The sequence below is a fragment of the Nostoc sp. PCC 7107 genome (assembly GCF_000316625.1).
In the GTDB taxonomy this organism is placed as follows: Bacteria; Cyanobacteriota; Cyanobacteriia; order Cyanobacteriales; family Nostocaceae; genus Nostoc_B.
Genome location: NC_019676.1, coordinates 963,922 through 989,189, shown reverse-complemented (window position 1 = coordinate 989,189; position 25,268 = coordinate 963,922). Strand labels below are relative to the sequence as shown.

General features: G+C 39.9%; 23 protein-coding genes. 9 read left to right on the top strand and 14 right to left on the bottom strand.

The window, feature by feature from the left end:
* Window positions 1–2: 2 nt before the first annotated feature.
* Together clpP and tig are read right to left on the bottom strand one after the other, a co-directional pair.
* Window positions 3–701: an ATP-dependent Clp endopeptidase proteolytic subunit ClpP gene (gene clpP / locus NOS7107_RS04160; protein WP_015111739.1), complete on the bottom strand. Its 699-nt coding sequence runs from the start codon at window positions 699–701 to the stop codon at window positions 3–5.
* Window positions 702–1,189: 488 nt separating this feature from the next.
* Entirely contained in the window at window positions 1,190–2,605 is a 1,416-nt protein-coding gene (gene tig / locus NOS7107_RS04155; protein WP_015111738.1) for a trigger factor, read from the bottom strand.
* A 618-nt stretch (window positions 2,606–3,223) separates the two neighbouring features.
* On the opposite strand from tig, the gene NOS7107_RS04150 reads away from it, so the two are divergent.
* The 3 genes from NOS7107_RS04150 to NOS7107_RS04140 all read left to right on the top strand — a co-directional run bounded on the left by NOS7107_RS04150 (window position 3,224) and on the right by NOS7107_RS04140 (window position 7,290).
* Entirely contained in the window at window positions 3,224–4,267 is a 1,044-nt protein-coding gene (locus NOS7107_RS04150) for an aspartate-semialdehyde dehydrogenase (protein WP_015111737.1), read from the top strand.
* A gap of 138 nt (window positions 4,268–4,405) precedes the next feature.
* Window positions 4,406–5,290, top strand: coding sequence for a 4-hydroxy-tetrahydrodipicolinate synthase (gene dapA / locus NOS7107_RS04145; RefSeq protein WP_015111736.1), 885 nt, complete (start codon window positions 4,406–4,408; stop codon window positions 5,288–5,290).
* Between the two features lie 230 nt (window positions 5,291–5,520).
* Window positions 5,521–7,290 carry a ribonuclease J gene (locus tag NOS7107_RS04140; protein ID WP_015111735.1) on the top strand — a complete coding sequence of 590 codons (1,770 nt, stop codon included), beginning with the start codon at window positions 5,521–5,523 and terminating at the stop codon, window positions 7,288–7,290.
* Window positions 7,291–7,334: 44 nt separating this feature from the next.
* On the opposite strand, the gene NOS7107_RS04135 is transcribed toward NOS7107_RS04140, so the two are convergent.
* The 4 genes from NOS7107_RS04135 to NOS7107_RS04120 form a co-directional block, all read right to left on the bottom strand.
* Window positions 7,335–7,532, bottom strand: coding sequence for a hypothetical protein (locus NOS7107_RS04135; RefSeq protein ID WP_015111734.1), 198 nt, complete (start codon window positions 7,530–7,532; stop codon window positions 7,335–7,337).
* 49 nt (window positions 7,533–7,581) lie between these two features.
* Window positions 7,582–9,126, bottom strand: coding sequence for a peptidoglycan-binding protein (locus NOS7107_RS04130; protein ID WP_253274504.1), 1,545 nt, complete (start codon window positions 9,124–9,126; stop codon window positions 7,582–7,584).
* Between the two features lie 272 nt (window positions 9,127–9,398).
* The gene (locus NOS7107_RS04125; RefSeq protein WP_367580003.1) at window positions 9,399–9,890 is read right to left on the bottom strand and encodes an SH3 domain-containing protein; all 492 of its coding nucleotides are present in this window, start codon (window positions 9,888–9,890) and stop codon (window positions 9,399–9,401) included.
* 132 nt (window positions 9,891–10,022) lie between these two features.
* Entirely contained in the window at window positions 10,023–11,537 is a 1,515-nt protein-coding gene (locus NOS7107_RS04120) for an AAA family ATPase (protein ID WP_015111731.1), read from the bottom strand.
* 236 nt (window positions 11,538–11,773) lie between these two features.
* Here NOS7107_RS04120 and def point away from each other — a divergent pair, with 236 nt between their 5' ends.
* The 5 genes from def (at window position 11,774) to NOS7107_RS04095 (ending at window position 15,185) form a co-directional block, all read left to right on the top strand.
* Complete coding sequence (gene def, locus NOS7107_RS04115; RefSeq protein WP_015111730.1) at window positions 11,774–12,337, top strand: peptide deformylase; 564 nt, start codon at window positions 11,774–11,776, stop codon at window positions 12,335–12,337.
* Between the two features lie 10 nt (window positions 12,338–12,347).
* Window positions 12,348–12,551, top strand: a complete 204-nt coding sequence (locus tag NOS7107_RS04110; protein WP_015111729.1) for a hypothetical protein — start codon at window positions 12,348–12,350, stop codon at window positions 12,549–12,551.
* 430 nt (window positions 12,552–12,981) lie between these two features.
* Window positions 12,982–13,182 (top strand): hypothetical protein, encoded by a 201-nt coding sequence (locus tag NOS7107_RS04105; RefSeq protein ID WP_044500502.1) that lies wholly within the window; start codon window positions 12,982–12,984, stop codon window positions 13,180–13,182.
* A 244-nt stretch (window positions 13,183–13,426) separates the two neighbouring features.
* On the top strand, window positions 13,427–14,170 hold the full coding sequence (locus NOS7107_RS04100; protein ID WP_015111727.1) for a dienelactone hydrolase family protein: 744 nt from the start codon (window positions 13,427–13,429) through the stop codon (window positions 14,168–14,170).
* A gap of 112 nt (window positions 14,171–14,282) precedes the next feature.
* On the top strand, window positions 14,283–15,185 hold the full coding sequence (locus NOS7107_RS04095; RefSeq protein ID WP_015111726.1) for a S1 RNA-binding domain-containing protein: 903 nt from the start codon (window positions 14,283–14,285) through the stop codon (window positions 15,183–15,185).
* A 45-nt stretch (window positions 15,186–15,230) separates the two neighbouring features.
* On the opposite strand, the gene NOS7107_RS04090 is transcribed toward NOS7107_RS04095, so the two are convergent.
* Entirely contained in the window at window positions 15,231–15,716 is a 486-nt protein-coding gene (locus tag NOS7107_RS04090) for a hypothetical protein (protein WP_015111725.1), read from the bottom strand.
* 158 nt (window positions 15,717–15,874) lie between these two features.
* On the opposite strand from NOS7107_RS04090, the gene NOS7107_RS04085 reads away from it, so the two are divergent.
* Window positions 15,875–16,087: a helix-turn-helix domain-containing protein gene (locus NOS7107_RS04085; RefSeq protein WP_015111724.1), complete on the top strand. Its 213-nt coding sequence runs from the start codon at window positions 15,875–15,877 to the stop codon at window positions 16,085–16,087.
* A 36-nt stretch (window positions 16,088–16,123) separates the two neighbouring features.
* On the opposite strand, the gene NOS7107_RS04080 is transcribed toward NOS7107_RS04085, so the two are convergent.
* The 7 genes from NOS7107_RS04080 to NOS7107_RS04050 all read right to left on the bottom strand — a co-directional run bounded on the left by NOS7107_RS04080 (window position 16,124) and on the right by NOS7107_RS04050 (window position 25,175).
* On the bottom strand, window positions 16,124–17,197 hold the full coding sequence (locus NOS7107_RS04080; RefSeq protein ID WP_157374186.1) for a glycosyltransferase family 1 protein: 1,074 nt from the start codon (window positions 17,195–17,197) through the stop codon (window positions 16,124–16,126).
* An 87-nt stretch (window positions 17,198–17,284) separates the two neighbouring features.
* A complete protein-coding gene (gene asnB / locus NOS7107_RS04075) occupies window positions 17,285–19,219 on the bottom strand; it encodes an asparagine synthase (glutamine-hydrolyzing) (RefSeq protein ID WP_015111722.1) in 1,935 nt (644 codons plus the stop codon).
* A 9-nt stretch (window positions 19,220–19,228) separates the two neighbouring features.
* A complete protein-coding gene (locus NOS7107_RS04070) occupies window positions 19,229–20,302 on the bottom strand; it encodes a glycosyltransferase (RefSeq protein WP_015111721.1) in 1,074 nt (357 codons plus the stop codon).
* A 9-nt stretch (window positions 20,303–20,311) separates the two neighbouring features.
* Window positions 20,312–21,205 (bottom strand): NAD(P)-dependent oxidoreductase, encoded by an 894-nt coding sequence (locus NOS7107_RS04065; RefSeq protein ID WP_015111720.1) that lies wholly within the window; start codon window positions 21,203–21,205, stop codon window positions 20,312–20,314.
* Window positions 21,202–22,389, bottom strand: coding sequence for a glycosyltransferase (locus NOS7107_RS27130; protein ID WP_015111719.1), 1,188 nt, complete (start codon window positions 22,387–22,389; stop codon window positions 21,202–21,204). The genes NOS7107_RS04065 and NOS7107_RS27130 overlap by 4 nt, the downstream gene beginning before the upstream one ends.
* Window positions 22,386–23,507, bottom strand: a complete 1,122-nt coding sequence (locus NOS7107_RS27125) for a bifunctional 2-polyprenyl-6-hydroxyphenol methylase/3-demethylubiquinol 3-O-methyltransferase UbiG (RefSeq protein ID WP_015111718.1) — start codon at window positions 23,505–23,507, stop codon at window positions 22,386–22,388. The genes NOS7107_RS27130 and NOS7107_RS27125 overlap by 4 nt, the downstream gene beginning before the upstream one ends.
* A 12-nt stretch (window positions 23,508–23,519) precedes the next feature.
* On the bottom strand, window positions 23,520–25,175 hold the full coding sequence (locus tag NOS7107_RS04050; protein WP_015111717.1) for a glycosyltransferase: 1,656 nt from the start codon (window positions 25,173–25,175) through the stop codon (window positions 23,520–23,522).
* Window positions 25,176–25,268: the final 93 nt, after the last annotated feature.

Sequence of the window (25,268 nt, the reverse complement as noted above, 5' to 3'; positions counted from 1 at the left end):
TCTTATTTCAGAATGGTGACGTTTTCCCCAGCTGTGGGAAGATTTTGTCGGGAGATGACCTGATCAATCAAACCGTAGTTTTTGGCTTCTTCTGCCGACATGAAAAAGTCACGGTCTGTATCTGCTTCTAATCTCTCTAGAGGTTGACCCGTATGATGAGCCAATAACTGATTCAACTGACCCTTGATATAAAGAATCTCTCTGGCTTGAATTTCTATATCAATAGCTTGACCTTGAGCGCCACCTAGTGGTTGATGGATCATAATCCGCGAATCAGGTAAAGACATCCGCTTACCTGCGGTTCCTGCTGCTAACAAAAATGCCCCCATACTTGCGGCTAATCCAAAACAGATAGTAACAACATTGGGACGGATTTGTTGGATCGTATCATAAATTGCCATTCCTGCGTAGACGGAGCCACCAGGAGAATTAATGTACAATTGAATGTCTTTTTCTGCGTCTTCTGAGTCTAAGAACAGCAACTGAGCGACAATTGAATTGGCAACGGTATCATCAATGGCAGTTCCCAAAAAGATAATCCGCTCTCGCAGCAGACGGGAGTAGATGTCAAAAGCTCTTTCTCCCATACCAGACTGCTCTACCACAGTTGGCACAATGCTGTTGGGGCCATTTAGATGAGAGTTAATAGCTAAATGGCTGGAACTGATGATGGGGTAATTTCCTGACTGCGATAAAAGCATAGGAGAACATCTAACGATTAGTAGGACTTAGTTTAAGGCAGCGATCGCTGCTTTTTTTAACGGATGAGATTTTAATTTGAGCTATGTGTTAACTATTATGCCTCATCCAGATTTTTCTCGTGTAACACAGTCTTAAGTTCTGGTCATGAGAAAATATAGGATTTTACTTTTAATATTCCAGCAATATTAATGCCTCCATTAAATCTTGATGATTGAGTGCTGAGTAATAATTGTTCATACTCAAACAAGGCACTTCCTACCCTAGCTTAATCCACGAACAGATGTCTGGCGATCGCGCAAAAGTAGAGATTGCCGAAGGAAAGTGCTGAGGAGCCACTGCTTTGCGGTGAATCAGCGCTGCTGGAGGGAAACCCTCCGCAGGCGACTGTGAACCTGAAGGGAGGTTTGCTCCGTTGTCGCAAGTGGCGTTGCTGAGTAATATGTTTCCTATTACTCTTGCAACTCTACACCCCTGCACCCTTATACCCCTAAACCTCTGCTTCTGATTCTGCCGTAGAGTCGCTGCTACTTGCCTCAGTCTCTGGTGCAGTTGCTTCTTCTTCCTTGGCGCTCAAGGTTCCTTCTGGTACTAGCTCAACTGATGAGTTATCTAAAAGCCAATTGATAATTTTTTCACTCAGCAGTTCGTTTTCCACCATAGAACTCAGTTTATCTTCGTCAACCTCTTCCTCAGAATACTGATCTAAAAGTTCTGTGACTCTGGCTTGCAGTTCTTCTGGTGTGACAATGAGAGACTCGCGTTTGCCGATTTCTCGTAAGGCTAGAGAACGTTTTAGGCGTTCAATTGCCTCGCCGCGCGATCGCTCCCGCAATTGTGGCAGAATATCTTGAGTAAACAGCTTTCTCACATCCAAGCCCTGCTGCGATAGGCGCATGGCTGTTTGTGTCAGCATAGCATCGACTTCTTGGTCAACTAAGGTTCCAGGCAAGTCAATTTCTACATACTTGAGTAATTCTGCCAACAATGCTTCTTGTTTGTTGGTTTTAGTTTTGTCGTCAGCTTCTTTTTGATAGCGTTCTTCTAGAGACTTCCGCAGTTCCTCTAAGGTTTCAAAGTCGCTGACTTCTTGGGCAAAGTCATCGTCCAGTTCTGGCAGTTCTTTTTCCTTTAGTTCTTTGAGAGTAACTGTAAAAATTGCTGGTTTGCCAGCCAACTCTTGGTTAACGTAAGGATCTGGAAACTGGGCTGAAATTTCCTTGGTTTCGCCAGGATTCATGCCTATTATGCCTGTAACAAAACCTGGAATAAATTTATCTTCCTCTAACTCCACTTGAAAATCAGCAGCATCACCACCTGGAATTGGTGTTGGTTCGGCATCAGGGTCTTCGCCTTCAGCTTTGGCTATCACACCTTTAAAATCTACAACAGCAACATCACCAATTTGGGCTGCTCTTCCTTCCACAGGAATCAAAGTTGCCATTTGTTGGCGTTCTTTTTCCAAAACGCTATCTACCTGTGTTGGGTCGTATTTAACTTCCTCCGCTTGGGCTTGTAAACCAGTGTATTGGGTGAGATTTATTTCTGGTTCGACATCAACAGCAGCTGAGAAAGTAAAGGGTTTCCCCGGTTCATAATTACTGATCAAGTCCTCAAACGAAGAACGCAATTGCGGCTGACCAATTGCTTGGATATCTTCTTGTTTGACTGCTTGCTCTATACCATTTTGAATTAATTCTTCTAGGGCTGCTGCCTTAATGCGAGTTATGCCTAAGCGCTGAAGCAATATTTGCCGAGGCACTTTACCTTTACGAAACCCAGGAATATTTGCAGTACTGGATAAGTTTTTAATAACTTGATCGTAAGTTTGCTGAGTGATTTCTGGTGCAATCTCTATTTCCAGCCCTATCTGGCTGGCGGGAAGTTTCTCCTGGGTAACTTTCATGCTTCGTCTCTATTTGGTATTTTTAACTCCAAGTACACACAAGCGACTATTGAACGCTTATGTGGTTTGATATCTCTAGGTGGAAATGGCAGGTGCCTTCAGTAGAGATCCAGTTTACTGCCAATGGCCAAAGACTTGGCACTTTACCACAATAAATTTATCTATACACCCTTATTATTTGCGAGGTCTCTTGCCTGACAAGTCCAAGTTTAACTATAATGCTTACCGCATAGCTCGGTGGTTTAATGTCCTGGCTTGATGCTATCTCGGATCATAGTACATTGATTACCTGCCTAAGTCCAAGTCAAGCTTTTGGGCAAAATAATTGTTTCATCATCAATAATGTTTGAGCAGCAGTTGCTGAACGTTTTTCTCTGAGCAGTAATTTGTTGTACAATAATATATACTTTTTTAATTGGTAGAAAACTTACTGAATAATTATAAGAAATTGTAATTGCTAAATTATTTATTAAGATATGTAACTCAAAAATTAACCTACTGTGATTAAAAAGTTGGAATAAAATCAAAAGAATATTCAAAATCTGCTACTGCTATTTGCATAAAATTCCAATTTCAAAACATTACTCATTACCTCTTAAATTATAAGGAGGAGTTCATTTGTCTAATACATATCGTGTAGCTATTTTGGGTGCGACTGGTGCTGTCGGAACAGAGTTGCTGGAATTATTAGAAAGGCGAAATTTTCCGATTTCGGAATTAAAATTACTGGCATCTGAGCGCAGTGTAGGGCGATCTCTTAAATTTAAAGGAGAGAATTTAGTAGTAGAACCAGTTAGCGATCGCGCTTTAGAAAATGTAGATTTGGTATTGGCCAGCGCTGGCGGTTCCACATCAAAAAAATGGGCTCCGGTGGCAGTAGCAAAAGGAGCAGTGGTTATCGATAACTCCAGTGCTTTTCGGATGAATCCAGAAGTTCCGTTAGTTGTACCAGAAGTTAACCCCCAAGCCGCAGCCTCTCATCAAGGTATTATCGCCAATCCCAACTGCACGACAATTTTGCTGGCAGTGGCAATTTGGCCATTGCATCAAGTAAAACCAATCCAACGAATTATTGCTGCCACATACCAATCAGCTAGTGGTGCTGGTGCCAAAGCAATGGCAGAAGTCAAAACTCAAGCTGCTGCTATTCTTCAAGGACAGGAACCAGTAGCGGAAGTATTACCCTACCCATTAGCATTTAATTTATTTCCTCATAACACACCCATGAATGATTTTGGGTATTGTGAGGAAGAAATGAAAATGGTAAATGAAACGCGGAAGATTTTTGGTACACAGGAAATTAGAATTAGTGCAACTTGTGTACGGGTTCCCGTACTCCGAGCCCATTCAGAAGCAATTAACTTAGAATTTGCTAGTCCATTTAGTCCAGATACTGCTAGAGAAATTTTAAGCCACTCTCCTGGGGTGAAATTGGTAGAAGATTGGCGGGCAAATCATTTTCCGATGCCCATAGAAGCAACTGGACGGGATGAAGTTTTGGTGGGTAGGATTCGTCAAGATATTTCTCATCCTTGCGGTTTAGAACTATGGCTTTGTGGTGATCAAATTCGCAAAGGCGCAGCGTTGAATGCAGTCCAAATTGCTGAATTATTAGTGGAAAAAAATCTTCTCAAGTCAGCACAAGCATACATCTCTCAGTAGTTTCGCGTCATCAGCCAAACATTAATGGCAAAAAACAAATGAGCGCATCACTCTTGAAAGTAATTAGCAAATAAGCTATTACATTATAGAAAACCACCAACAGAAAAAACCAAACAGGTAATCAGGAGTAAAAAGAGGGTGGGAGATTTTGGTAGAGTTTTAACCGCTATGATCACGCCGTTCAAAGCAGACGGTAGTGTTAACTATGGTTTAGCGGCAGAACTAGCGGCGCATCTAACTAACAACGGAACGGATACGTTGGTGATATGCGGTACAACAGGAGAATCCCCAACTCTAACTTGGGAAGAGGAATACCAGTTATTTTTAGAAGTCTTGCAGTCCGTGTCCGGCAAAGCCAAAGTGATAGCAGGGTGTGGTTCCAATTCCACCAAAGAAGCGATCGCGGCTACTCAAAAGGCAGCTAAAATAGGAGTACACGGTACATTACAAGTTGTACCCTATTACAATAAACCGCCACAAGCTGGTCTGTATCAGCATTTTCAGGCAATTGCCCAAGCTTGTCCTGATATCCCGGTGTTGTTATACAATGTTCCTGGTCGTACCGGACAGAATCTCAGTCCTGAAACAGTTGCCAAATTAGCAGAAATTGATAATATTGTTGGAATCAAAGAAGCCAGTGGTAATTTAGATCAGGCAAGTGAAATCCGTCGCTTGACATCACAAGAATTTAAGATTTACGCTGGAGATGATTCCCTCACACTGCCCTTGTTAGCGCTGGGGGCAACAGGGATAGTCAGTGTGGCTTCTCATCTGGTAGGCAACCAACTACAGCAGATGATTCAAGCTTTTAGTGCGGGAAAAATTGCAGAGGCCAGAGATATTCATCTTCAACTCTTCCCGTTATTTAAAGCTTTATTTATCACTACAAATCCCATTCCCATTAAACAAGCACTTAAACTTCAAGGTTGGGAGGTTGGTTCAACACGTCTGCCGCTATGTGATGCTGACTCAGAAGTTAGCCAAAAACTAGAGGCGTTGCTTCAGAAACTAAATTTAATTTAGGCAGTGTATGGTTGGCAAATTGCCGTAAATGTGTATACGAATAATGGGCAGATTTTGAAGAGGCACTTTATAAAAGGGTGCTATCGCTGCTAAAAAAATTTTATTGAACAAACAGTTGAAAATCTAAACGAAATTTAACTGCTTTCCGAGAGAAAGCCAGTGTTGTCTTTAATACAAGCTTGCTAACCTTCAATCTATTAACACTAAACAACAATCTAACCAAGGAGAAAATGGCTAAAAACGAAGCTAACTCCGCCCTAAAAATTATTCCTTTGGGCGGTTTACATGAAATTGGCAAAAATACCTGCGTTTTTGAATACGATGATGAAATCATCTTATTAGATGCGGGTTTAGCCTTCCCTACAGAAGCAATGCACGGAGTAAACATTGTTCTTCCCGATACTAGTTATCTTAGGGAAAACCGGCACAAAATTAAAGGAATGGTCGTTACTCACGGTCATGAAGACCATATCGGTGGTATTGCTTTCCACCTCAAGCAATTTGAAATTCCGGTAATTTACGGGCCAAGGCTGGCAATGGCCATGCTGGAAGGAAAATTAGAAGAAGCAGGAGTACGCGATCGCACCGAGTTGCGTTCAGTTCTGCCCCGTGATTTAGTCAGGATTGGCGAACATTTCTTTGTTGAGTACATTCGTAATACCCATTCCATCGCTGATAGTTTTACCGTTGCTATTCATACTCCTCTGGGTGTCGTGATTCACACAGGGGATTTTAAATTTGACCACACCCCAGTTGATGGGGAAAAATTTGACGTGCAGCGTTTAGCAGAACATGGTGAAAAAGGTGTGCTGTGCTTGCTGAGTGATTCCACCAACTCAGAAGTCCCCGGATTCACCCCTTCGGAACGTTCGGTATATCCAAATTTGGATCGGGTATTTAGTCAAGCCACTGGACGATTGTTTGTCACTACCTTCGCCTCTTCGGTGCATCGCATCAACATGATTTTGCAACTGGCGCAGAAACACAATCGTGTGGTAACAGTTGTTGGGCGTTCCATGCTGAATTTGATTGCCCATGCCCGTAATTTGGGTTATGTCAAGTGTGAAGATAACTTACTGCAACCACTGCATACAGTTCGCAATCTGCCGGGCGAAAATGTGTTGATTCTCACCACAGGTTCTCAAGGCGAGACAATGGCGGCAATGACCCGGATTGCTAACCAAGAACACCCCCATATCAAAATCAGGGAAGGCGATACTGTTGTCTTCTCTGCCAACCCTATTCCTGGCAATACGATCGCAGTTGTCAACACCATTGATAAGTTGATGATTCAGGGTGCGAAAGTGGTCTACGGACGAGATAAGGGAATTCACGTTTCTGGTCACGGCTGTCAAGAAGACCAAAAGTTGATGATTGCTTTAACTCGTCCCAAGTTCTTTTTGCCCGTTCACGGTGAACATCGGATGTTAGTTAAACACTCCGAAACTGCCCAAAGCATGGGTATCCCCGCCGAAAATATGGTGATTATCCAGAATGGGGATATTGTCGAACTGACAGAAAATTCCATCCGTGCGGCTGGTAAAGTGCAGGCGGGGATAGAACTGGTGGATACTTCTAGTTCTGGGATGGTCAGTGCCAAGGTGCTGCAAGAACGGCAACGTATGGCAGAAGAAGGGATTGTAACTATTGCTGCGGCGATTGATTGGACTGGTAAACTGATGGCCAAGCCAGAAATTCACTTGCGTGGTGTTGTTACCAGCGTTGAGCGATCGCTGATCCAAAAATGGGTACAGCAGCGCATTGAAGAAATCCTGGGCGTGCGTTGGTCAGAATTTGCCTCTCTAGAAGGTGAACAACCAGAAATCGACTGGGGTGGATTGCAAGGAACTCTAGAACGAGAATTAGCCCGTTCAATTCGTCGGGAATTACAATGTCAACCAACTGTTACCTTGTTGATGCAAATTCCTGATGAACCACCTGTAAAAGTTGCGGATGGTAGAAGGCGGCGAACTCGGACAGCGGCACAAGTTGCATCTTAAGGAGTGCTGAGTAGATAATTTAGAGACGTTGCAGTGTAACGTCTCTAAATTAATGGTCTAATTACCTGGTATAACAACACAATCACAATTGGGATGATAATCGGGATAGTTACGAGCAATCCCCATTTATCAAAGCGAATTTGTTGGCCTTCCGACTTGAATAGGGCGATGATGGCAATTGCGCCCATCGCTACCCAAACAAAGCCAAAAACAATAAAGATAATAAATGCTGAATCTGGCATTCTCTTATTTGGGTTTGATATGGCAATCTATATCTACAGTATCGAAATGCTAAATAAACTGCACTTTGGCGTTTAGTCCTTTGGAGCGTAACATTTTCGTGAGATTTTCAGCAACGGAGCGATCGCTAAATGCCCCAGCATTCACATAATTTCCTGGCATAGACATATCTGGGAAAGCATTGGGGACAAAGCGCCGCACTTTGTCAAGGGTATCGCTATTTTGCATCGGCACTGCTGCTACATAATAACGATTACTCACAGGACGATTTGTAGCCACAGAATTATCAAAGCCTAATACTTGCCAAGTTTGCCCATCTACTTTGCCAGTGGGATTTAAGCGATAATCTTTTTGGAATTCTAAAACGGAATTTTTAGTATATTCACCAAAAATGCCATCCAAAGATCGATTAAAGTAACCTAATTGCGATAAACGCTCTTGAACTGCCTTGACATTATTGCCTTTTGCACCCATTGCGAGAACCGTTCTGGTGGGTTGATTAGAATATCTCGCTTCCCAAGCTTGACGCACGGCTTTCACAAGCTGGGCATCAACAATCCCATCGGCTGGGAGTCCCTTGTCTCGTTGAAATTGGGCGATCGCATCTCGTGTCAGTGTGCCGACAGTACCAGTAGGAGTACCATTGTAGTATCCTAAATCTTGTAGTAATTGTTGTACATCTCTGACTTGCTGACTCGCAGAATTATTGCTACCTGGTACCTGACCAGAATTATAGAGTGCATCCCAAGTTTGGGCATTAGCAACCCCAGTTGCTGGTAAGCCTGCTTGGCGTTGAAATGCAATTACGGCATTTTTCGTGACGCTTCTAAAATTTCCAGTGGGATTCATCTTGAAGTAACCTAAATCCCGCAAACGTTGTTGTAATTTTGTCACCCCTGGGCCATTGCTACCTTCCGAGAGGAGGGGATATTCACCACCTACACTTAAATTACTTTGTAGCGCTTGGGCTGTGCGACTATCAACAACTCCGTTAGTGGGAATTTGAGCAGCTTGCTGAAATCGGATGAGTGCTTGGCGAGTTTGTGAACCAAAATAGCCAGTTTTGGGGCCATTAAAATAGCCCAACTGGCGCAAATTTTGTTGTAATTGGGAAACAGCTTGACCTTTATTACCAAATCGCAATTGGCCATTGCTACTTTCAGGCTTGATTTGACTTTGGCATGATTGTTGTAAAGCTTGTTGAGTTTTAGCACCAACCATTCCATCAACAGCTAGTCCTTTAGCTTTTTGAAAACCAATAACTGCTTGCTGAGTTAAACTTGCAAACCTACCAGTTAGCGGGCCATTAAAATAACCTAAATTTTTTAAACACTTCTGAATATTGGTGACGGCTGTGCCGCGACTACCTGCTTGCTGGAGTGCTAAAGTTTGGTCAGCTAAATTTAAAATACTTATAGTCAGTGCTAAAGATAAAAGACGCATGGCAACTGGGCTAGACAGTTTAGGCCAATGCAAAAATTTAAATTCCCATTTTATCGGTACAATCTCAATGTTTTCTGATGCTTCGTAGGCTGAGGCGACATAAAGATAACCAATGGCTTCCATGATTTTTACCAAGTTGTTGGCTGATGACAATTCCCTGAGTAAAAGAGTTTTTTAACTGACTTGTTATCGACTTTTATGGGTTGTGCTATTTGTTTACATCACAACGGGCAAAAGATTTTTCGGTAAGAGACTAAAATTTTTATCTTAATGAATTTGGGTTAAAAGTAAGTAGAGATTATAATTTTTTTACTGCTAATTACACTAATTAGTGTATATAAAAATATACCACTTTTGGCTGGCAGTAATTGTGGCTTTTGCTAAAAAAATATGAAGTTTAGGGAGAAAGGAATAGGTTGTAGACTTCAGTTGACACGTTCAATATTGCCAATTTTTACCCAACCTTCTTGTTCGCCACCTTCTGGACGAATCTTTACCCAAGTTTTATCTGGGTTTTCTTCTAAAACTGTGATTTTTTGATTGAAAGTCACTCCCCCTAATTTTTCCGCCTCCTGATTTGGTTCTGCACGTAAACTTAATCCTTCAGACCAAGTAACACGTCCTTGATAAGCTCCAGGTGGTAACTGTTTAGTGGGTGTGGGTGTTGGCGTTGGTGTGGGTGTTGGCGTTGACTCAGATTCAGGTGTCAGCGTAGATTCGTCTTTGGCTTCTTTAGTTGCTTGGTTTTTTAAAGAGGGATTGTCGTTGGCAAAAATAGGTTTATTCGGCGGTATCGCAGTTTGGTTAACAAAATAAAGCGCCACTGTCAGACCTGTACCTAATAAAACAGCGATCGCTAAGACGAAACCTAGGATTAACTTTAGTAAACCAGAAAGCATAGTTAGTTTAATAGTCAATAGTCAATAGTCAATGGTCAACGGTCAATGGTCAATAGTCAATAGTGAAGTACGAAGTATAAAGGATGAAGTATGAAATTGTATTGTTTAGGCTTCATCCTTTTGGACAATGGACTATTGACCCTAAACTAATTACTGCAATTGTCGGTGAATGCGGTCGCTTAATGGACTGTGTTTTGAGGCTAGACGCGCTCTCCCGGCCGCAGCCCATTCTTGCAGTTTTTGAATTTGTTCTACAGCAGTTCGCGCCAAGGGGATGATTTGGCTGGCGGCTTCTAAAATATCATCGGTATTAAAATCACGGTTTTGGCTAAATCCAATGTGCATAGCTTCAATCAGAGTTTGCTCTATTTCCGCCCCAGAAAAATCGGGTGTTTCATAAGCTAACCTGTCAATGTCATAGCTTTTCAAATTATGGGGGCGCAATCGGGATAAATGAACGTTAAAAATGGCTTTTCTTTCTTCTTGAGTCGGTAAACCAACAAAGAAAATTTCATCAAATCGCCCTTTACGCAACATTTCTGGCGGTAAGGCTTGAATATCGTTAGCTGTAGCCACCACAAATACAGGTGAGGTTTTCTCTGCTAACCAAGTAATAAAAGTCCCAAACACCCGGCTAGTTGTTCCTGCGTCACCTTTGCTACCCAGCCCCGAAAAGGCTTTGTCTATTTCATCAATCCACAATACGCAGGGGGCGAGGGCTTCGGCTACTTGAATCATTTGGCGTGTGCGTGATTCTGATTCGCCTACCAAGCCGCCAAATAACCGCCCAACATCTAAACGTAACAAAGGTAAATGCCAATGATGAGCGATCGCTTTGGCGGTTAAAGATTTTCCAGTTCCTTGAATCCCTACCAACAATAAGCCGCGAGGATGAGGTAAGCCATACTGACGCGCCCTGTCAGTAAATGAACCACCACGCCTTAATAACCAATCTTTGAGATTATCCAATCCACCGATATCAGAAATTTGCTCCGTGGCGGGGTAAAAATCGAGGATTTGGGTTTGGCGAATAGTTTGACGCTTTTCTTCGAGGATTAAATCAACATCTTCTGGTTGTAATTCGCCGTGAGTAGCGATCGCTCTGGACAAAACTCGGCGAATTCGTTCCATCGAAAGTCCTTGACAAGAACGCACCAAATCATCTAAAACCTTTCCAGAAAGCAAGTTACCAGTAGCTTGAAGCAACCGTTCTATCTCTGTTTTAATTTCCGGCGCAGCAGGTAAAGGAAACTCCACAACCGTTAAAATTTCGGTTAAATCGTCGGGAATGGCGATGCGCGGCGACAACAAAACAATATTTTTCGGTTGTGACTTCAAAAGTCGGGCGAAGTTGCGGAGTTTACGGGCGATCGCCACATCATCTAAAAAACGATGGTAATCTCGTAAAATTACTACGGCTGGGGCTGAAGCGGGTAATTTTTCCAGAAATTCCAACGCTTGTAGGGGATTGCGTCGCCCAAATCCCGCATCGTTGGGGTTTCCTTGATAGCCATCAACAAAATCCCAAGTATAAACTGGGCGATTACCTTGATTGGTGGCTTCTTCGCGGATGGCTGCTTCTACCCGTTCCTCTTCGTAGGTGGGAATGTAAATCAAAGGGTAACGGGCGCGGAGCAGCAATTTAAACTCTTCACGGAAGTTCATATCTAGTTTTTAGTTGTGAGTTGCTCTTGATGGCAATGTACAACTTTCTTTAAGCAATGAGCTATAAGTTCGCCCAGCCGTTATGGAGTTTTTTTAACGCGAGGTTACGCTGAGGTAGGCGCAGCGGTACGCTAAGTAATTCAGGAGTGTGTTTTAGAGTAAAAATTATGAGGTCTAACTGAGATTGGTAGAATTGAGATAGTAGGAATTTGCACAATTGAGCCATTGAAATAATCATGCCCTCTGAAATTGCTGTTGAGAAAAAAAAGTTAAAAAATCCGCCTTTGAAGCTGCACTATTTGGGCGATCGCGCATTGCGTCAACCAGCCAAACGCATTACAAAAATTGATGATGAACTGCGGCAACTGGTACGCGAAATGTTGCAAACTATGTACAGCAGTGATGGCATTGGTTTGGCTGCGCCCCAGGTAGGAATTCATAAACAACTTATTGTCATTGATTGCGAACCAGATAACCCAGACAATCCACCACTAGTATTAATTAATCCCACAATTAAACAGGTAAGCCAAGAAATCTGTGTTGCTCAAGAAGGATGTTTGAGCATTCCTAATGTTTATCTGGATGTGAAGCGTCCTGAAGTTGTAGAAGTTGCTTACAAAGATGAATATGGTCGTCCCCAGACATTAAAAGGGACAGATTTACTCGGACGCTGCATTCAACACGAGATGGATCATCTGAACGGTGTAGTATTTGTTGACCGTGTAGAGAATTCCTTGACTTTGGCACAGGAGTTATCTAAAAATGGCTTCTCGTATCAAGCGGTGAAACCATTAGCATAGGGGGCTAGTAGTGTATTTAACTCCAAAAAGCGGTTTGTTTCTCGGTGCGTCTTGCATAACAGCGATCGCTGCTGTTGGTTCGGTGTTTGAACTCAGTTATGGACAACCAGATTTAGGCTTCCAAACCACTGCAATTATCTTAGGATTAAGTATTCCTCTGACAGGATTATTTTTTATTGCCGCAGTGAGGGACGCAAGGGCTAACATTAAATAAGCATCAGGTATATAAAAAGGTAAAAGGATGACAAAAACCAAAGTTCACCCTTTTACCTTTTATTTTTCGAGATTGCAACTCCCTAGTACAAGTCGGACTAAATCAACAGACCATCTGGAATTGCTAAAAACCTTGTGGTATCACTATTCTTTCTTTTGACTTTTGCCTTGTTGTACTATAGCAGTCCTAAATCATTTGTAAATTTTTTATATCTTTTCCTTCTTTCTTACCTTTGCGTCCTTCTCTACGAGACGCTACGCGAAGGCGTTATTGGTGGTTCGTTTCCATATCTATGTTTTTCACGACTCATTTAGGATTGCTATAGTCTCATGTTCTCAACTTCGGTAACTCAGCACTCAAAACTTTTCAACTAAGCAGGTAAAATTTATCTTGTGGGTAGGAAAACACCCTAATGAGAGAGGAATTGACTGTGGAGCCGAAAATTAACTGTGCGGAAGCCTGCGTTAGAGGTTGCATTTTAGGGGATAAATGTCCCAATATCGAGTTTAGAGAAGCCGCATCACAATTCATCCAAGAGACTTCTTTGGACGAAATGCTGGCAATGGCTGAAGAACGTAGGCGGAAAAAAATGATGGAACCGCCAAAATGGGTACTACCGGAAGATGAGTAGTTGCTAAATAGCATCTGGATCAATATTTAATTCTCGCAGTTTTGCCGCTAGGCGATCGCTACGTTGTTGTGTTTGTTCAGTTGGGTGTATGGGTTTTGAATACCTACACCCTGCTCTAAAACCTTAATTTTCTGTTTTTTTGCGGAAGTCCTATTTACTTTAGTAGTTGATTAATTGCGAGGAATAGCCTAAACATACTGGCATAGTTAGATCAAATCACTGAGGAGCATTAGTAGAAATAACTATGACAGAACTAGCAATAGGCACCTCATGGGTTAAGCTTTTACAAAATAATCTGCAAATATCGGCTTATTTAGCACAACCAGAAGAACCCGGTACTTATCCAGGAATTGTAGTCTTACAGGAAATTTTTGGTGTTAATAGCCATATTCGAGATGTAACAGAGCGAATTGCCAAGCTAGGGTATGTAGCGATCGCACCGGCACTATTTGATCGCTTTTCTCCTGGTTTTGCAACTGGTTACACTCCAGCAGATATTGAGGTTGGCAGAAAATACGCTTGGGAGCAAACTACAGCACCAGAATTACTCAACGATATTCAATCAGCCATTGATTATCTCAAAGCTCTACCCCAAGTCAAACCCAATGCCATTGGTTGTATTGGCTTCTGTTTTGGCGGTCATGTCGCTTATCTTGCTGCCACTTTACCAGATATCAAAGTTACCGCATCTTTCTACGGTGCTAGAATTACGAGCAACACACCCGGCGGAGGTGCTGCTACTTTAACGCTTACTCCCCAAATTCCCGGCACAATTTACGCCTTTTTTGGGATGGAAGATGCAAGTATTCCCGCAGCACAAACAGAGGAAATTGCAGCAGAGTTAGAAAAATACAAAATTCCTCATCGTGTCTTCCGCTACGATGGAGCTGACCACGGATTTTTTTGCGATCGTCGTGCCAGCTATAATCCAAAGGCTGCTGCGGATGCTTGGATTCAGGTAAAACAATTGTTTAGTCAATTGAACTGAAACCTGATTAGTCCTGGGTCATTGGTCATTAGTAATACCCGATGACCAATGACCCAGGACTATCTAAAAAATCCAGTGGTGTTAGTTAAATAACAATTTATTTTCATTAGTCATGAATTCCGAATCGAATCTATCTCAAAAAGCCAATTCGTCTTTTACAATGGACGATTTTGCCCAAGCACTCGAAAAACACGACTACCAGTTTCAAAAAGGCCAGGTGGTTCACGGTAAAGTGTTCCAACTTGACCCCGATGGCGCGTACGTCGATATTGGTGGCAAGGCATCTGCGTATATTCCCCGCGATGAGGCTTCTTTGAGAGCAGTAACCGATTTATCGGAGGTGCTGCCGTTGCAAGAAGAATTAGAGTTTTTGATTATCCGAGAACAGGATGCAGAAGGTCAAGTAACTCTTTCTCGACGGCAGTTAGAAATTCAGCATATCTGGGAAAAATTGGTACAAATGCAGGAGAATTCCCAGACAATCCAAGTCCGGGTAACAGGTGTGAATAAAGGTGGTGTCACTGTAGATTTTCAATCTTTGCGGGGGTTTATTCCGCGATCGCATTTAGCTGAACGTGATAACTTAGAAGCACTTAAAGGTCACACTTTAACCGCTGGTTTTTTGGAAGTAGACCGCAACAGCAAAAAACTCGTACTTTCTCAACGTTTAGCAACTCGTTCTAGTAACTTCAGTTTGTTAGAAATTGGTCAGCTAGTTGAAGGTAAAATAACTGGCATTAAACCATTTGGGGTATTTGTCGATTTAAATGGGATGAGTGCCTTGCTGCATATTAAGCAAGTCAGCCAAAAATTTATCGAATCTCTCGAAAAAGTCTTCCAAGTCGGCCAAACCATTAAAGCTGTAATTATTGACTTGGATGAAGGTAAAGGTAGAGTCGCAATTTCTACCAGAATTTTAGAAAACTTCCCTGGCGAAGTGCTAGAAAATATGGATGAAGTGATGGCTTCTGCTGAAGCACGCGCTCATCGTGCAGCTAATAAGTCAGCTGAATAGCTGCTACGTTAAAGTGCTGATTCTTAAGCAAGTTGCAACAGATAACTAATGTAGCAACGATTTTTCTAAGCGATAGCTCTTTCTCAGTTCCTGCAAAGTTTCTTCGGGGAAAGCAAATTTAATTAAAGCAATTAATTCACCCCAACTTCGCAGCATAGCTTCAGAAAGAGCTTGCCAAAATTCATTCATAAAAAATTCTGCCCACCACTCCGGTGCTTGCTTTCTGTGAGCATATTCATGTTGTTTGCGCCACCGTCTGCGCCATTTGACAAACTCAGCAGGTGTAGGTGGCTCTACTCCCAAAATTGGCGGAAAATCTGCATAACTGACAAATCTGCTAATACCTTTGGCGTGGACATAAACCATGTAGCGCCAGCATTCGATTGTATATATATCACTAAAGCCAATACGAAACATCAAACAAATTGCTTCTTCAGTCACAAATCGCGTAAGTGAGTTAAGAAATGATGATTTATGAACAATTTTCGATGCACGGATGACAAGCTCTCGTGGCTTGAGTGATGATACCATGAAAATACCTGTAACTTCGGTAGAATTTACCCTATCGGTGTTTACGGGATGCTTTTTGTAAACAATGAGATCGCCTTTCAGTTTTGTAGGCCGGAGGGCGATCTTTTTATGTAGTATAATTATTAAAAGACTTATATCAGTCAGTTGTCAAGTAAATTATGGGAATGATTCGGCTGAAGATTAGAGAGTTTGCTGCGGAGAAAGGCTGGACATTGAAAGAAGTATCTGACCGTTCTGGTGTAGTTTACAGCACTCTCAGGACTTACGCGCGATCGCCTGGATTAGCAACTGTAGATTTTACCGCGATTCAGAAGTTAGCCAGGACTTTTGATGTGATGATTGAGGAATTGGTAGAAATTGTCCAAGAATAATTATAGTACTATTACCTATTCCCCACGGCATAATTTTTAGAGATAGCGTGATAAAACTTCAACTGTTGCTTTACCAGTTTTTTCCCAACTAAATAAATTAGCTCTGGCCATACCTTGAGTAGACAGATGCGATCGCAATTGAGCATCTGTAGCAATCAACTGCATCGCCTCGGTAATTTCTGCCGTGTTGTAGGGATTAACGAGAATTGCTGCATCTCCTGCGACTTCCGGTAGAGAAGAAAGGTTAGAGGTGATGACTGGTGTACCACAGGCCATTGCTTCTAAAACAGGGAAACCAAAGCCTTCCCAAAGACTGGGAAACACAAGTGCGATCGCTTGATTAATAGTTATTGGTAATTCTTGATAATCAATATAGTTGAGAAACTTTACTTGATGAGTTATCCCCAATTCTTCAACTTGCACCTGTAAAACTGGCGTGTAACGTGCATCGGTGGGGCCAGCTAACCATAGTTCATAATCACTATTGTTGGGGAGTGCAGCAAAGGCACTGATGAGGCGTTGTAAATTTTTATAAGGGTCTTGTCTACCGATGTAGAGAAAGTAGTTGCGGGTTGGTAAATTGAGATAGCGAAAATGAGTGCGATCGTGCGCTAGGGGAATAGGGGTAATTTTACTAGCTGGAATTCTGTAAAAATCAACAATATCGTCAGCCGTAGCCTGAGAATTACAAACAATGTGTTTTGCTTGCCTAAGCACTTGAGGAACGTAGTAGCGCTGATAGAGCGTTACCGGTGAAAAGCGTTTAGGAAAGCGCAAGGGTATCAAGTCATGAAACATCACAACAGAACTGCATTCGACAGATAAAGGCGCTTCCGGTAAAGGACAAAACAGAACTTGGGATTTCAACTGCTGATAAATTCTTGGCAATTGAAATTGTGTCCATAATAGGCGGTGGAGATGGCCTTTTGCACCTTGTTCTGCGGTTTGTCCACGGGGAACTGCATGGCATTCATAACCAGTAATATTTTCTGCAACTAACAGTATTGGGTGCAGTTTTTGTAAGTAAGGCAGTAAATTGAGGGCGTATGTTGTAGTTCCGGTGGGGCGATTTAACAGAAATGACAGATTAATAAGTAAACGATTATGCACGTTGGTTAATAAATAAAAAATGTTTCGTCTGAACTCCACCAGAGTCAGTGGCGATCAGTTTGGTACGATATTTGTATATTTGGTCATTTATTGCTCAAAAGTCACAGCTAAATTTTCCGCCCAGCGGATTAAATTTACCCAACGCCAAATGCGAAAATCAAATGCTGATTTCCCTGCGAGAACTGCTTGAAAATCTGTTTGCATCTGTTGTACATTCAGAGCGGGAATTTGGGCTGCCATTTCACTATTTAGCACATTTTCTACCCACGGACTTAAGACTTTTAGCCAGCTTTGTTCAGGTGTAGCAAAGCCGATTTTATCTTTACGATTTAATATTATGTCGGGAACAATACCCCGCATTGCTTCACGAAAAATAGCTTTGGAAGTACCATCATTGGCAATAATAAATTCTTCTGGTAAAGAAAAAACAAAATTTACTATAGCTGGTGTAAGAAAAGGAACTCGGCTTTCAATAGAGTGTGCCATAGAGTTGCGGTCTTCATAGCGCAACAACATCGGCAAGCTATTTTCGACTACAGCTTGATGAAGTTCTGCCCGCAATATTTCTTGCGCTTGTTTGCTGTAATAAACTTTAGGCTCAATACCATGTTTGGTAAACCAATGATAATTTAACCAATTAGGGAAAACATCTTTTTTAACTAACTGTCTGGCTGGTGCTTGCAAACTAGGTGGTAAGAGAAGTCCGACAGCACGAAGTAAGATAGTTCGTTGACTAGTTCCCGGTAGCTTTAAGGCTTTTTGTAAAAATTCGCTGGCTTTTCCCCATTGTCCTTGACGTAGTAAAGAAGCAAACCGTGTCGCCAAATAGGCGCGGTAGCCTCCCAAGAGTTCATCTGCTCCTTGTCCATCTAACATCACCTTGATATTGGCTGCTTTTGCCAATTGAAACACTCGATATTGAGCATAGATGCTAGTGCTACCAAAAGGCTCATCTTGTAGTTCAATCAGTTTGTCGAGGTCTGTTATTAGTTCTTCAGGAGATGGTTTGACTTGATGTTCTATGACAGCAGCTGCCTGTGCTACTGTCTCTACCCATTTTGCTTCGCTCAAAGAAGGTTCTGAAGCAATATAACTAAATGTATGCAGTTGTAAGTTGTTGCCTTGTAAATGTCGCATCGCCATAACAATGGCCGAAGAATCTATCCCTCCTGATAGGGCTGCACCTACTGGTACATCACTACGTAAATGTAGCCCAACACTTTCTAAAAATAGGTGGCGTAGGTGTTCTGTAGCTTCGGGGAATGTAATATCTAAAGTCTGATTTAACTCTATTTGCCAGTAACGGGAAATTTGTGGCTTTTGAGGATTTGCTAAAGAGACTTTCAGAAAATGGGACGGTTGTAGTTGCTGAATATCAGCAAACAGAGTTTCACTTCCATAGTCTGTTAATCCAGATTGTAGATAGTCATATACTCGCAGCGGATTAACACTGCGGCTAATACCAGGGAGTTGCAGCAGGGCTTTAATTTCGGAAGCAAAAGCTATTCCATCTTGCCAGTAAGTATAATAAAGCGGTTTAATGCCAAAAAAATCACGGGCTAAAAATAGAGTGCGTTCCCAAGTATCAAGGATGGCAAAGGCAAACATTCCTACAAACTTACTCAAGGCATTGACACCCCATTCAGTATATGCAGCCAGTAAAACTTCTGTATCTGAATGAGATTGAAATTGATGCCCTAAAGTTTGTAACTGAGTTTGTAATTCTAGATAGTTGTAAATCTCCCCGTTAAAAACAATGTAATATCTGCCGTTGGCTGTTCCCATTGGTTGCCAGCCAGCTTCACTCAAGTCAAGAATAGACAAGCGACGGTGTAGTAAGTAAAGTTGGCTATTTTCTAGCGTTTGCGAATTGCGGGAAATAGAGACAGATCTAGTTTCTGACCAACCCAAGAAGCCAAAGTCATCAGGGCCGCGATCGCTCAAACAATGACCGATAGATTTTAAAATACTGGCATCAACCTGTGACTTGCTCCCTAGTAGTATCCCTGCAATCCCACACATATTTTAAAATCAACTCGATTCATACTTTTCTTTTGTTAAACTAGCTACATATTTTGGCTCATGCCACTTATTCACATATTGCAAAGCAGCTACCGAATGTTGTAGCAATATCTTCCTATCTTCGACACATTGTCGGATAACTTCATAAATATTATTTGGATCAGCATTAATAATAGTTTCTAAAACATCAGATGCCATTTGTTCAGGTAAAAAATGTAAATCTTCCTGTGCGATTCTAGCGATTACAGGTTTTCCCATCTGCATTGCTTCCACTGCAAATCCCCCATACCAACCGATAAGAATTTGATCGATGATTAAATCTGCTTGTTGATAAATTTCTATAGCTTGTGCATGAGGTACATTTTCTACTAGACACACCTCTATATATTCTGCATGAGTCTGTTGTAATTTTTCTAAAGCTGCCAAAATATAAGTACTTCCCTTGGCTTCTCTATTCGTTGGTGCATGAACAATTTTGAGTTTTTTATTATTTAATCGTGGAGAAAACAAATCAATTCCTGCAAAACTGAGTGAATAAGGTAAAAACGATGACTTATTTGGTGGGAGGAAATAAAGTAAATCAGGATTTAATGCCCAAATATGTTTAACATGAGGCTCCATTTTTTGTAAGCCTACACGTCTATAATTGTCTAGATGACCAGAATTACATTGCCCTTGATAACAGTTGGAATTATGACAAGCAGCTATTTGTGTTCTCTGCATAGTGGGATATTTTTGTCTAATATCACAACCGTTATAAGTAACAAATAGTTTAGCATTCTCTGGGTAAAATGGCAGTTCAAACTGATTGAGATGACTATTAGGGAAATGAATTAATGATGAGCCAAAATTAAAGTGAAAAACATCATATTTATTTCTGATGTTCATAAAAGCTAAGGCTAACTTTAAAAAACGCCCAGCTTTCGGTTTTATTTTTTGAATATTCAGATTAATATCAGCAGGGTATTCTAACCAATTTTGTTGCGAGATTAAAACTGTACTATCTAATCCTAATGCTTTTTCACCTTGAGCTAAACCCCAAGAATTGCCCCCAACTGATGTAGGTAAATGCAGAACTTTCAAGATAATATTTTACCTCTCACAATGATTAGTTGGATGTAGAGATTGCATAATGGTTTTCTCAATACCAATATTAAAAGGAGTAAAAATTGGGCTTAATGCTTGGTTTAATAATGTTGTATCAGCAATTAAATCAAAATAGCGAATTTTATCTGCTAGTTCAATATTGACTTGTTTTTGAGAGAAAATCGCAATTTTATTAGCAATTTCTCTTAAAGTAAGAACTTCTTGACTTGATATATTAAGTAAATAATGATTAAAAGATTTTCTTAAAAGTTCTGTTAGAATTTCAACAAGGTCATAGATATAAATCATAGATAGTTTTAACCCATCTAAATCATTGATATCATTTTGATTTCTTTCAAGAAAAATTTTATTGCCTTGTAATATAGTGTTAATTAATCGAGGAATTAGCTTATCAGTTTGTCCAGGGCCATAAACACCAAATAACCTAGTTATAGTAATATCCATATCATTACGAAAGAGCGCTAGTGCTTCCTCTGCATGAATTTTGCTCAGAGAATACCAGTTATTTATATTAAGAGAAGACGTTTCGATTAGAGGTTGAAAGCTTGGTGTATAAACATTACCAGTAGAAGTATAAATAAAGCGTGGCACTTTAGCTTTACGTGCTATTTCTACCATTTTTACCGCACTAATTACATTCACATTTAATAAATGAGTAGCCTTTTCTGGAATTTGACGATAGTATGGCGATTGCGCTAAGTAGATAACAGCATCAGTTCCTGGACTAATAGTAAATTGCTCTGATAAAATACCAGTTTCTCCATCAATCCCATTTTTCTCAGAAGAACTAATTCCATACACATCTGCACCCAGTAATTTTAGGTGATTAAATAAATATTTACCAATAAAACCTTTATACCCAACAATTAGTATTTTCATCTGGCTATTCCTAAATCTTGATAAGCTTTCTGTAACCTCTGGGCAAAAGCTTCTAAAGTAAAGTATTTCTCTATATATTGTCTACTTTTTATGCCAATTTCTGGTAATTTTTCCCTATGATTAACTAATTCACGTAAGTCTTTTTCTAAAGTCTGAATATGTGTATTAATAATTGGACATTCTTCTGGATACAATAGATACTCCTGTGGTTTTCTAATAAAACACATCACCGGCTTACCCATTGCCATACCTTCAAGAGCAAAATAGCCATGAAAGCCAATTAAGCACTGATCAAAAATAACATCGGCAGTTCTATATATTTCCAATGCTTGTTCATTAGGCATCTTTTCTACAAGAATTAGTTCTATAGAAACACCTGCAAGCTGAAGATTTTTTACCGCTTCAATCAAGAAGTGAGTTCCTTTAAATTTTCTATGATTTGGTGCATGAACAACACGCAAAGGTTGAGTTTTATTGAGTTCAGGATATGCAGGTTGATATTTTTCAGAGTTGATGCCATGCAAATCAACCGGCCAAAAAAACAAACTGTTGAGACTACCGGGAGTGTATTCAATCATATCTCCCATAGAAAAAATGGCAGTAGCGTATTTTTTAAGCTTATTTACATAGTTTATTCGTCTATTGTCATCACAAATACAAGCTTTACCAACGGCATCACATTCTACACAACAATTCGGTTCTCCCAGCATTTGTGTAGCTTGTTGACTGCGAACATCAGCACCATACGTCCAGAAAAAAATGTGTATACCTAGTAATTTATAAACGAATAATTCTCTAAAATTTATTTGTAAAGGTTTCCAAGATAAAAGTAACCCGCGATCGCAGTATAAATGAAGCCGATCAGCCCAAAAACAAGCCCACACAAAAATAAATAATGAAGTTAATTTACCTACCAACGGAATGCGAGTCAATTGGCTCAAATTGTAGTCAAAACTTTGGGTGATAAAATAGGTTTCGTAAACTAATGACCTAGCTTTTATTCCTAACAGTCGCTCGGCCTTGGCTTTAAAAGCTAAAGTAATAATAGGTGTCCCCAACCACAAGCTTTTAATTTGAGATGAAGTTAACTTTTTATAAATAAATCTTAAGGGTGATAAAAGTATGACTAGAAATATCACCCCGATAGATAAAAAGTCATAAACGAGCCTAAAGATTTTTTTCACAAGACTGGCTTCGTTAAAAGAACAGAAATTCCATTGGGATTTGCAGGATTAAATTGATAATCGTGAACTCCTAATTCTTGCAGCCATTCTTTAACTTCTTCTTCTGTATGTTGCCAAGCATTATGAGGATGATACCAGTCAAAGTTGACCATATTATTGGTCTCGAAGTCAAATGCGTCATTCCAAAAACATTTTACAAAGTTGTAATAAATCAGTCTTTGGACATCATGAGTACCAGCAGGTATACCAAGAATGGGAATAGGTTGATTTAAGGTAATTTTAGCGTTGAGATGATTTAATTCTCGCCCTAACTCAGTTAGTCCTTCACAAGCTTTGTAGCAAGACTCTGGATCAAGGTTTGTAAATGATTCTCTAATATATTGGTCACAAAATTGACGGGCCGCTCCCATTTTTTTATAAACATAAAAAAATAACTGCCCACCGGGCTTGAGTTTGCTATAAATTGCAAATAAAGCTTTTTTAGTATTAGGAGTATGGTGAAGTACGCCATCTGCAATGATAAAATCAAAAAAGTTATCACTAAATGGCATATCCATTAAGTCAGCCTGAACTACATGACAGTTTGGTAAATGTTTTGTATTTTCAAATGTAGTGAAGGCTGCTTCAGAGATATCGACTGCAAAAACTTGTCCTTTGGTATTTTCGGAAATAAATTTTGTGTTAAAGCCAGAACCAGGGCCAACTTCCAAAATCCGATCAAATTGATGATAAAAAGCTTGGAGTTTTTCTAAATTAGGAATCCCAAGTTTTTTGCAATACCATTCGTATAAAAATTCTTGATGGCTAGATTCTAATCCGTAATTGCGAAAACGACTCCATTTATCAGAGAATGTTTCGTTAGTTAACCGTTGATCTTTAGCTGATTCTTGTTCACCTTCATCAGCAATCGCACTTAGGCTGTACTTTTCTTCAAACCATTTTAAATCAGGTTTTAATGTTCCCTGTAAAAAACAAGGTACACCTCTGAATACTGGATACCAAGTCTGATAATTGCTTTTGATAATCCCCTCAATAACTTCTGCTTTCTCTAATTTGAAGGGAATAAATTCAACATCTTGAGATAGTTTATCTAGGTAGGAAATTAATTCTTTTTTCATATAAAATATTTTTTATAACTTTGGTAAAAAACCTCTTTTATTTAAGAAAGCTTCATAGGCAAGTACTTGCGTTTTTAATGTATCCCATGAGCTATGATGTTTATCAATCCAGCTTTTTGATAATGATGATAAATAGATTAACTTGTCTGGATTTTTAATAATATCTTCCATTTTACGAAAAATCTCATCTTCACTTTTACAGTTGATTACAGGTGGTAATTCACTATATTGTTTGAGAATATCATCTTCTTTAATATAAGTACAAACAGGAGCAGCAACTGCCATTGCTTTAAACACAATGCCACCAAAAGAGCCAAGTTTAAACTGATCAACTACCACATGAGAAGCTTTAGCTGTTCTTTCAAATTTTACATTTCCCATTGGCTGGCTCCAAAAAACGAAATCAGCGCAATCTTTTTCAGTTAGTAATTTAATACTATCTTGGACATTGGCTCCCCACATACAACAAACCAATCCAACTTTATAACCAGCTTGACGAAGATTACAAAAGGCATTTAAGAATATTTCATTGCCTTTATCTGCATATCCTGTTCCAGCTACCCAATCATGACGTGTAGGAAAGAAAAACAGAAAATCTGCATCCAATTGTTGACAGAGTTTTTGTCTGAGTTCTTGCCAACCTTTTACTTGCAATCCATGATTTTCATCATAGGGATGATTCATCCCAGAAACATTTTTACCGGCTAATAAAATTGCGTTACTGATGCAGTCTGAGTTCGTGACAAAAACATGTTCAGCTTGACTATATGCAATAGATGTTAGTCTTCCTCGTGCTGTGGTTTCAAAAGGAATGTCTCTTAGTGTTCCGTGTTCAAATGCAAAATAGGGATGTTGTGTTAGTAAGGGTAAAATAGGATCTGTAGAATAGCCTTGGATAATATCATAGTTCTCAAAAAGCTTTTTCCAAAATGGAAAAATATAACGATAGCCTGCTAAATCTTCAGAAACTAATTGGTCTTGACGCTCAGGAAACTTATGTTTAAATATTTCAATTATTTCCTGAACTCTTTCATCAAATTTGCTAATTTCAGAAACTTTATTGAAATTATTTTTTTGTTGAGCTAACTTAATATTTTTTTTGAAAAACTCAAGTATTTTCTTAACAGGTTTTCTGGATAAGAGGCTATGAAATTTTTGATTAATCAAGCTGAGAATGTGATTTTTAATAAAGATAATCTGCTTTGCAAGTTTTAATAATTTTATAATTGGAGAAATAATCGCATATAAAAGCCCATTCATTGAACAGCGATAAAATCTGCCAATTTCTAATATCTGCCACCAAAACCATGCTAATAGTGCTTTATTTTGACGTTTTGCTGTTAAATAAAACAAGCAATACATTATATAGCCTTGAGCAAACCATTTAGGGCGTTGAAATTCTTGTAAAGTTACTGCATTCCAATCAGGAAAAAACTGGTCTTTTATTTCTCCTTCAAAATCTGCGTCTTCCCATTCTGGGCAACCCATAATGTGGTAGTAGTCATAACATATAACATCACAATCAAATCCTATTTTATTTAAAAGTTTGGCGTTATTATAAGCATTATTGGCAATGTTACCTATGTGTAGAATACTTGGTTTACGTCCATGTTTTTGTTGAAATTCTTTAATCCATTGAAAAGAATTATTTAATTCTATGTCAGTCATAATACTTATTTAATTCAATTAATTTTATTAAAAAACACACCTTTTTAGATATAAATCAATTTGTTGATAAGTTAGCCTCTATTTATGCAAAAC